Annotated in this window: 3 protein-coding genes; all 3 read right to left on the bottom strand. The window is 70.6% G+C overall.

The annotated features are described in order from the left end of the window. Window positions 1–142: 142 nt before the first annotated feature. Genes ABN028_RS31810 through ABN028_RS31800 form a run of 3 tightly spaced genes read right to left on the bottom strand, consistent with a single transcriptional unit; the run spans window position 143 to window position 6,331 of the window. Window positions 143–2,449: a DEAD/DEAH box helicase gene (locus ABN028_RS31810; protein WP_349699166.1), complete on the bottom strand. Its 2,307-nt coding sequence runs from the start codon at window positions 2,447–2,449 to the stop codon at window positions 143–145. Then, window positions 2,418–3,845, bottom strand: coding sequence for an ATP-binding protein (locus ABN028_RS31805; RefSeq protein WP_349699165.1), 1,428 nt, complete (start codon window positions 3,843–3,845; stop codon window positions 2,418–2,420). Before ABN028_RS31805 ends, ABN028_RS31810 begins: the two co-directional genes overlap by 32 nt. Then, entirely contained in the window at window positions 3,842–6,331 is a 2,490-nt protein-coding gene (locus ABN028_RS31800; protein WP_349699164.1) for a TerB N-terminal domain-containing protein, read from the bottom strand. The genes ABN028_RS31805 and ABN028_RS31800 overlap by 4 nt, the downstream gene beginning before the upstream one ends. Window positions 6,332–6,371 lie beyond the last annotated feature (40 nt).

Genomic DNA, 6,371 nt, shown 5'->3' with positions numbered 1-6,371 from the left:
TACCCGTACTGACCCCCGACATCAGAGTCCGTACGAGCAACTGCCCCGGACCCACGCGCGCCAGGTCGAGCGTCGCGCACTCGATGTCACCGGGTCGCCGACACACGACAGCATCACAACTCGGCAAGGCTCCACCTCTCCGTCACTCGGGGCGAGGGGTCTCGGCCAGCATACGGAGCGCCGACCAGGCGCCGGGCACGTCGAGACTGCGGGCGGCGTAGGACTTGGTGAGCAGGGCGTCGTCGAGGTAGTTGTCGTGCTTGTCGGCCGCCTTGTTCGCGACCTTCTCGGCCAGCTCCAGCGGATCGGGCGGCGGAGCGCAGGCGAGCTGCCGGATGAGCTCCCACAGACCCACGACGTTGGTACGCCGGACGGTCAACGCCACACCGTCCTGCCCGACCTCGAGCCGGTGGTCCCTGAGGACGACCGACAGGGTGTTCATGATCTTGTCGCCGCGCCAGGGCAGCAGCACGGTGTCGCGTCCCCACGACAGAAGGGGCTGCTGGTCGAGGCTGAGCCGCCGGTATGCCGCGCGCCCCTCGGCCAGCAGGCGTTGCGCGGTCCGGTCGAGGTAGACCGGGACCGCGTCGGCTTCGTACCACGTACGCATCCGGCGGCGCACCTCGTCGGCGACGTCAGGGCCCATGCCGGGGAACGTCGGCGGTCGCCCGCCCCGGGCGGGCGCCAGGTCGATGACCCGCTGCTGCGACTCGACCGCGAGCACCCGCCAACGCCGGCCGCTGAAGATCAGCAGGCTGCCGACGGAGATCGGGTACTCGACCGGCAGCGATCCGAGCGTGCGTCCGTACGACACCAGCCGGTACTCGTCGTCGGTCGTGAACGCGGTGTAGAAGCTGAAGTGGTTGATCAGCTTCTCCCCCGCCGACCCGGGGAGCAGGAGACCTTCGGTGTCCTGGCTGATCAGGTCCGCCTCGCCCATGGCGCGCAGGAGCGCGACGAACGTTCCCTTGTCGACCGTACGAAACGGCCCGTGGGCGCACAGCGCGTCGAACAGCGGCTCCGCCTCGGCGCCGCCGCGTTGGGCGATGACCGACAGGATCTGCTGGAGCAGCGTCGACAGGTGCAGCCGGTGCAGGTCCGGCGGTTCGTACCACCGCTCCAGCAGCAGGTCGACCATCGCGATCGTCTGCATCAGCTGGCTGCGCAGGGCGTCGGCGGGTGGGGTGTGGTCGGTGAGTTCGGGTTCGGAGACGTACATCCGGAGCACGGCGGGCTGGCCGCGCCGGCCGGACCGGCCGAGGCGCTGGCGCAGGACCGAGACCGCAAGCGGAGAACCGATCTGGGCTACCGAGTCGGCAGAGCCGATGTCGATTCCCATCTCCAGCGTGGACGTGCAGACCGCCGTCGTCGGGGTGTCGGACGCCTTGAGCCGGTCCTCCACGTGCTCCCGGACCTCCTTGGACAGGTTGCCGTGGTGGGGCTGGAACTCGTTCGGGACGTTGGCGGCCGCACTACGCCGGGAGAGCAGGTCGGTGTAGATCTCCACCAGGCCGCGGGCGTTGGTGAAGACGAGGTTGTCGCTGCCGCGCAGCGTGGCGAAGAGGTGGTCGGCGATCGCACCCTTGTCATAGTCGACGCCGGTCTCGCCGGTCGGATCGGCGTTGACCTTGACCGGATCCGCGGCGATGTACCCCCGCAGCTGCATGCGAAGCTCGGTCCTGTCGTCATTTCTGGGCGAATCAGCGTCGACGGAGGAGACGACAGCCACGTCGGGTCCGGCCCCCGGACGAAGGAACTCCGCCGCGGCACCGAAGTCGCCGAGCGTCGCGGACAGCGCGATGCGGGGAATCCGGTGCCTGACCGCGAGCTCGAGTCGGTGCAGGAGGGAGCGAAGCTGCGCGCCGCGCTCGGTGCCGATGAACGAATGCAGCTCGTCGATCACCACGTACCGCAGCCCGCCGAACAACCGCACGATCTTCTCGCCCTGGTTGACGAACAGCGACTCCAGCGACTCAGGCGTGATGAGCAGCAGGCCGTCCGGGTTACGGGTGACGAGGCGCTTCTGCGAGCCCGCGACGTCGCCGTGCCAGCGGTGCACGGGCAGGTCGAGGTGCTCGCAGAGCTGGTCGAGCCGGGAGTGCTGGTCGTTGATCAACGCCTTCAGCGGACTGAGGTAGAGCGCCTTGACGCCGGGCTCCGCGGTGTCGTCCTCCGCCTGCATGGCGATGACCGAGCAGATCGGCAGCCAGGCCGCCTCCGTCTTGCCGCTGGCCGTTGCGGCGGCGACGATCACGTCGCGGTCGCCGGCCATGATCGGCGCGGCCGCGTGCTCCTGCGCGCTCCGCAGCGACTGCCAGCCCTGGTCCCAGATCCACTGGCGTACGCGGGGATGGAAGCGTTCGAACGCCGACGACGCCGACGACGTCGCCGGCTCCGGGACGGCGACGGCCGGCGGGTCAGAGCCGGAAGCTGGTGAGGTCGTCGTCATCAGGCGATCCTGCAGATCGGACGGGAGCGGGCGCGGCGTCGTCGGCGGGCGTGGTCGGCGCGGCGTCGTCGGCGAGTGGCGCGAGCTCCGGATCCGTCTCGGCCGCGAGACCGACCGTGCCGACCAGCTTCCGCCAGTCTTCGCCAGGGTTCTGCTCCAGCACGGCGAGCAGGTCGAGGAAACCCTTGATCGTGTTGCGTGGCGTACGGAAGTAGGCATCGCCGATGCGGGAAGCGCAGTGTCGCATGTACGCCTCCAGCCCTTCGTCCGGCACCAGGTAGGCCGCCGGGTCACCGCCGGCGAACACGTGGCGCAGCTTGCCCAGCAGGATGTAGAGGTCCTCGGGTGAGAGGTTGGCGAGGCGCAGGACCGGGCCGGAGTGGTCGACCAATCCGTCGGTGGCGAAGGTGTTCTCGGCCAACCGAGACTGCAGGGCCGGATAGCTGAAGAGCCCGCGCCGGGTGTCGAGCAGGAAGTCCGGCGTACCACCGAAGACGAAGCCGAGGCTTCCCGCGCTGCCCTGCAAGCTGTCGTTGACGATGCGCAGGAGCTGTTCGTAGTTGGCGTTGCGGGCCTGGGTGTTGGCCAGTTTGTAGAGGTTGACCATCTCGTCGAGGCAGACCAGCAGCCCACCGTAGCCGGCCAGCCGGACGAAGCGGGCCAGCAGCTTCAGCTGGTCGTAGACGTTGCTGTCGTCGACGATCGTACGTACGCCAAGGGCTTTTCGAGCCTCGGTCCGGGTGGAGAACTCGCCCCGCAACCACCGCACCGCGTCGGTCTGCAGCTGGTCATCGCCGGTGTCATGGCCCCGCCAGTACGCCGCGATGACCTCGGCGAAGTCGTAGCCGCCGGTCAGCTCCGCCAACTCGGCGAGACGGGCACGGATCACGTCGTCCGGAGCCTCGGCGTTGTCGCGCGCCTGCGCCAGCGCGGCGGTCACGAAGCGTTCCACGACGCCCGCCATGGCACCGCCGTCCGGCTTGGCCCGGGTGGCCATGCTGCGCATCAGCTCGGTGTAGAGGCTGCGTGCCTGACCACCCGTGGCGTGCAGGCGCCGGTCGGGCGACAGGTCGGCGTGCACTGTCACCAGCTTCTGCTGCAGGGCGATCGACCGGACCAGGTGCAGGAAGAACGTCTTGCCCGACCCGAACTCGCCGATCACGAACCGTGCGGTCGATCCGCCGTCGTCGACGCGGGCGATGTCGGACACCAGGGCCTTGACCTCGGCGACGCGGCCGACCTGGATGTGCTGTTGTCCCGCGCGGGGTACGACGCCCGCGCGCAGCGCCTGCACCAACGTGTCGCGATCCCGTGGCCGGATCCGGGTCGACGCCGCGTCGGATGTCGTGGTCGTGGGCGCGCTCGGCGTGGTGGTTCGCTCGGTGCGCTCGCTCATCCCGTTTCCCCTAGGAGCTCCTGGAGTACGTCGTCGTCGATCTCGAGGACGTCCTCGCCGGCCGTGAGGGGTTCGTCGGCGGCGTCGAGAGCGACCTCGTTGAGAAGGTCGAGGGCACCCGCCGGTAACAACCCCAGCCCGACCGCCAGGGCATCGAAGGCGTCCCGCGGCCAGGCCGGACGCTCGGCCAGGGCACGTAGTAGCGCCGAATGCGGCGCGTCGAGGCCGGGCACGAGCTCGACCCCGCCCGATTCGTTGTCGCAGCGCCCTGCGTGGGTGGACGCAAGGTCGCCCGCGTCGTTACCTGTCTCGTTCTCCGCGTCGCTATCCGGCTCGTTCTCTGCCACGCCCGCGGCATCGCCCTCGGCGGGTTCATCGTCGGCGAAGATGCGGTGCAGCAGGGTGGAAACGGTGGCGGTCTCGGCGAGCTTGGCCTCGATCGCGGCGGTGTCCAGCGGCATCAGCGCGGGCGGGTCCGGAGCGGGCACCCGTGCCGGATCCGGAGCTGGGACAGCGGGCTCGGCAGATGGTCGCCGCGGGAGGAGGTACTCGCCCACAGCCGCGCCGCCCGCCTGCACCGTCACCGGTTCGTTCGCGGGCAACGGCGTGGGCATGCGCACAGGCCCGGGCACAGCCACGGGCGCAGGAGGAGCCAGACCCGCTGGTGCAGACGCCGCCGCGGCGGGCACCGGCGCCCGCGCGGAAGCGGGCGCGATCGCAGACCTGGACGACATGGCAGATGGAGTCGTGAGCGAAGCGTGTACGCGGTTGGGCACGGTGTCCGGGTCCAACCCGAGTCGGCGGTAACTCGTCAGCAGACTGGTCACATGATGCGGCAGCACCGTGCCGCCCGCGGTGGCGGTCGTGATGAGCAGCTCGCCGATCTTCGCCCGGAGAGTGCCGGACAACCCGTCGAGGCGCCTTCGCAGTACCGTGAGGCCGCACTGGGCCGAGGTGGCCAACCAGTGCAGATGTGCGCCCAGCCGCAGGCGTTCACCGGCGCCGAGCGGGAGGGCCGCGCACGCCAGTTCGCTCACCTGCCGGCGCTGGTCCTCGCCGAGCTGGCTGTCGGCAGCCAGGACAGCCGCGGCGAGCTGCGCGAACGTGACGGCGGCCGCGTAATTCTCACCGGCCACCGGCGGAACGTCGACATCGGTTCGGAACACCACCGCGGCCTGACCGGCGGTCGGCGCCGGCCCACCCATGCGTACGTCCGGTTCGAGACCGATGCCGAGGTGGCCGAGCAGTCGGCACAGGGCGGCGGCCTCCCGTCGCGTCATCGCGCCAGCTGCCGTGGTGGGCCACCTGGCGATCAGCTCGCCGGCGTCAACAGTGGTCGATGATGCACCAGTGAGACGGCGCTCGATCCAGCCCTGCCACGCGGCGACCTCCGGGTCGAGCGCCCGCCCCTCCGCGTCGACCACCAGCTCGGCCGGCAGCAACGCCGCCGCCGCGATCGTGTCGCCCCGGTGGTCGTGGCGGCGCAGCCAGCGGCTGTAGGCACCGAGGTCGTCGGTGACCCTGCCGACCAACTCGGCGAGCCGCCGGCGTGGTTCGTCCGCCAGGTAGAGATCGGGAACATCCCGTCCGTACCGCATCGGCCGGAGGCCGGCGCTCGCGGGCTGGTACTCGACGCACAGGCGACGCTGGCCGGGCTCGACAAGCAGACCCTCACCATGGGCATCCGCGTACCGCACCGTGAACAACCGCGCGAACTCGTCCCGGCACCGGAACGCGGGAGTACGCAGGGAGATGTCGGGGTGGTACCACGCCCACGCCAGCGCCCATGTGGCCGGCAGCCGACGTCCTTCGGTGGCGAACGCACCCAACGCCCGCCGCAGTGTCATCGGCGGTGGCCACCTCGGCTCCCGAAGCTCGGGGACGGCGAACGCGTCCGATGGCGTCTCATCGGGAGCCCCGACCAGCTCGAGCAGGTGGGAGAACTCCGTCGCATAGCGCCGGAACGACGCGTGGGTGCCGTAGGCCTCGAGCAGGCCCTGCACTTCCGCGGCCAGCAAGGGCACCTCAGCACGCAGGGACGGGTCGGCCATGATGTCGTGGAGGAGGCGCCGCTCGAGGCCGTAGAAGAAGAGGAACACGTAACCGATCGGCACCCCCGGTGCGCGGCGACCGTCGGCGAGCCAGTGCAGGTAGGCGGCCCGGCTCTCCGGCGGGATCCGGTCGTACGACGGCCAGTAGCCCAGGTCCTTGCCGCCGGTCCCGGGACACCGGGGCGCGAGCTCCAGGTCAGGATCGATGAGTGCGGGCTCGACCCGGCCGCCACGCGCTGCCGGAAGTCGCCGGCCGAGGTAGATCATGCCGCCGGGGATGGCGTGTCCGCCGACGACCGTGTGGGCGCCCGGACGAAGCCACCGGGCATCTCGGGCGGACTGCCCGGCGAACGGATCAGCCGCCCAGTCGAGGGGGGCGAGGTCGGACGAGGTGGCACCGTGATCGTGGGCGGCGGCGCGGACGACGTTGCCCATCGACGAATCCCTGGGTGCCTGGCGTGAGGTGAGCGTTCGA

The organism is Actinopolymorpha sp. B17G11, assembly GCF_040196095.1.
GTDB lineage: Bacteria > Actinomycetota > Actinomycetes > Propionibacteriales > Actinopolymorphaceae > Thermasporomyces.
The sequence above is the reverse complement of the archived record's forward strand: the minus strand, read 5'-3'. Positions and strand labels throughout refer to the sequence as shown.

Coding starts and splice junctions, on each gene's coding strand:
- ABN028_RS31810 (WP_349699166.1), bottom strand. CDS start 2,449: ATGACGACGACCTCACCAGCTTCCGGCTCTGACCCGCCGGCCGTCGCC.
- ABN028_RS31805 (WP_349699165.1), bottom strand. CDS start 3,845: ATGAGCGAGCGCACCGAGCGAACCACCACGCCGAGCGCGCCCACGACC.
- ABN028_RS31800 (WP_349699164.1), bottom strand. CDS start 6,331: ATGGGCAACGTCGTCCGCGCCGCCGCCCACGATCACGGTGCCACCTCG.